The following is a 3047-nucleotide window of genomic DNA, read 5'->3' on the forward strand; positions in this document are numbered from 1 at the left end:
CTTCTAAAAAACTGTACATTGAAAAATGCATATAGGAAATAAATTGATTAAGCTAGAAAGAGCTTATGGTGGATGCCTTGGCATTCAGAGTTGATGAAGGACGCGACCGGCTGCGAAAAGCCGTGGGGAGCTGCTAAATAAGCGTAGATCCGCGGATATCCGAATGGGGAAACCCACCAGTGTGGAGCACTGGTATTATGTGGTGAAAGAAGTAGCCATGTAAGAACAAGCAGGAGAACTGAAACATCTTAGTACCCTGAGGAAAAGAAATCAAAACGAGATTCCCTTAGTAGCGGCGAGCGAAAGGGGAAGAGTCCAAACACATTAAGTGTAAGTCTGTAGACGTTGCTTAATGTGGGTGTAGGATAGACTATCTAAAAGCTACAGCTTTTAGCTGACTTAAATTTTTTACCCAGTCGAATGAGCTGGAAAGCTCAACCAAAGGAGGTAATAGTCCTGTAGACGAAAGGTAAAAGAAGTCAGAGAATTATCCAGAGTATCACGGGCCACGAGAAACCCTGTGAGAATATGGGAGGACCACCTTCCAAGACTAAATACTCCTGAATGACCGATAGTGAACAAGTACCGTGAGGGAAAGGTGAAAAGAACCCCGGGAGGGGAGTGAAATAGAAACTGAAACCGTAAGCTTACAATAAGTAGGAGGGCTATTAGAAAGCCTGACTGCGTACTTTTTGTATCACGGACCGGCGAGTTACTAATCGTAGCGAAAGGTTAAGTCATAGAGATGAAGCCAGAGCGAAAGCGAGTCTGATAAGGGCGGAAGTTATGATTAGTAGACCCGAAACCGAGTGATCTATCCATGACCAGGGTGAAGCGAGTGTAAGAGCTTGTGGAGGCCCGAACCCACTTATGTTGAAAAATGAGGGGATGAGTTGTGGATAGGGGTGAAAGGCCAATCGAACTCGGAGATAGCTGGTTCTCCTCGAAATAGCTTTAGGGCTAGCCTCGATGTAAAAGTTAAATGGTTGTAGAGCACTGATTGGACAAGGGGCCCAACAAGGTTACCAAATCCATTCAAACTCCGAATGCCGTTTAGTGTTCATCGGGAGTCAGACTATGTGGGATAAGCTTCATAGTCGAAAGGGAAAGAGCCCAGACCACCAGATAAGGTCCCAAAGTATATGCTAAGTGGAAAAGGAAGTGAGATCGCACAGACAACCAGGATGTTGGCTTAGAAGCAGCCACTCATTTAAAGAGTGCGTAATAGCTCACTGGTTAAGCGGTTTTGCGCCGAAAATGTAACGGGGCTAAAGCATATCACCGAAGCTGTGGATTTATGGTTATATTTATATGATTGTAAGTGGTAGAGGAGCATTGTGTACGGAGTGAAGCTGTACCGTAAGGAGCAGTGGACTGTACAGAAGAGAGAATGCCGGTATGAGTAACGAAAAAAGGAGTGAGAATCTCCTTCGCCGAAAGTCTAAGGATTCCTGGGGAAGGCTCGTCCTCCCAGGGTTAGTCGGGACCTAAGCTGAGGCCGAAAGGCGTAGGTGATGGAAAATCTGTAAAGATTCAGATACCACTGTAAATTGATTGAGTGAAGTGGGGACGCGGCAAAGAGAGTGGAGCGTGTGACTGGAAGAGCACGTATAAGCTAAAGAGTCAGGGTAAGGAGGCAAATCCCTTTACCCGCTAATGACTTTTAGTGATGTGGAGCCAAAAGAGGTGAAGCCACTTAATGAGTCGCCAAGAAAAACCACTAACGAGATTTATAGTGCCCGTACCGCAAACCGACACAGGTAGACGGGAAGAGAATTCTAAGGCGCGCGAGAGAACCCTTGTTAAGGAACTCGGCAAAATGACCCCGTAACTTCGGGAGAAGGGGTACCCATTAGCACTAGCTAGTGGGTCGCAGTGAAAAGATCCAAGCGACTGTTTATCAAAAACACAGGTCTCTGCTAAGTCGTAAGACGAAGTATAGGGGCTGACGCCTGCCCGGTGCTGGAAGGTCAAGGAGAAGGCTTAGTGCATTAAGCACGAAGGTCTGAACCTAAGCCCCAGTAAACGGCGGCCGTAACTATAACGGTCCTAAGGTAGCGAAATTCCTTGTCGGGTAAGTTCCGACCTGCACGAATGGCGTAACGACTTGGATGCTGTCTCAACAAGGGACTCGGTGAAATTAAATTGCCTGTGAAGATGCAGGCTACCTGCGACAGGACGGAAAGACCCCGTGGAGCTTTACTGCAGCCTGATATTGGGTTTTGATGTAGAATGTACAGGATAGGTGGGAGACTTTGAAACTGGCATGCCAATGTCAGTGGAGTCGCTGGTGGGATACCACCCTTTCTACAGCGGAATTCTAACTGGAGGCCATAAACTGGTCACAGGACATTGTCAGGCGGGCAGTTTGACTGGGGCGGTCGCCTCCCAAACAGTAACGGAGGCGCTCAAAGGTTCCCTCAGTGCGGATGGAAATCGCACGAAGAGTGTAAAGGCAGAAGGGAGCTTAACTGCAAGACAGACAAGTCGAGCAGGTACGAAAGTAGGACTTAGTGATCCGGCGGTATAGTGTGGAATTGCCGTCGCTCAACGGATAAAAGTTACCCCGGGGATAACAGGCTTATCTCCCCCAAGAGTTCACATCGACGGGGAGGTTTGGCACCTCGATGTCGGCTCATCGCATCCTGGAGCTGAAGCAGGTTCCAAGGGTTTGGCTGTTCGCCAATTAAAGCGGTACGCGAGCTGGGTTCAGAACGTCGTGAGACAGTTCGGTCCCTATCCGTCGCAGGCGAAAGATACTTGAGAAGAGCTGTCCCCAGTACGAGAGGACCGGGATGGACACACCGATGGTGAATCAGTTGTTCCACCAGGAGCATAGCTGAGTAGCTAAGTGTGGAAAAGATAAGCGCTGAAAGCATCTAAGCGTGAAACAGACTTCAAGATTAGGTATCTCACTTTGTTAAGAAGGTAAGATCCCTTAAAGATGATAAGGTAGATAGGCCAGAGGTGTAAGTGTAGTAATACATTAAGCTAACTGGTACTAATAGATCGAGGGCTTAATCATTATTTCCTATATGTATCTTTGA

General features: G+C 47.5%; 1 rRNA gene. It reads left to right on the forward strand.

Annotated features, from left to right (window positions below):
- Positions 1 to 45: 45 nt before the first annotated feature.
- Positions 46 to 3025: ribosomal RNA gene (locus C8C76_RS14735) — 23S ribosomal RNA — on the forward strand.
- The last annotated feature ends 22 nt before the right edge of the window (positions 3026 to 3047 follow it).

It is taken from the genome of Halanaerobium saccharolyticum (assembly GCF_003053565.1).
GTDB lineage: Bacteria > Bacillota > Halanaerobiia > Halanaerobiales > Halanaerobiaceae > Halanaerobium > Halanaerobium saccharolyticum_B.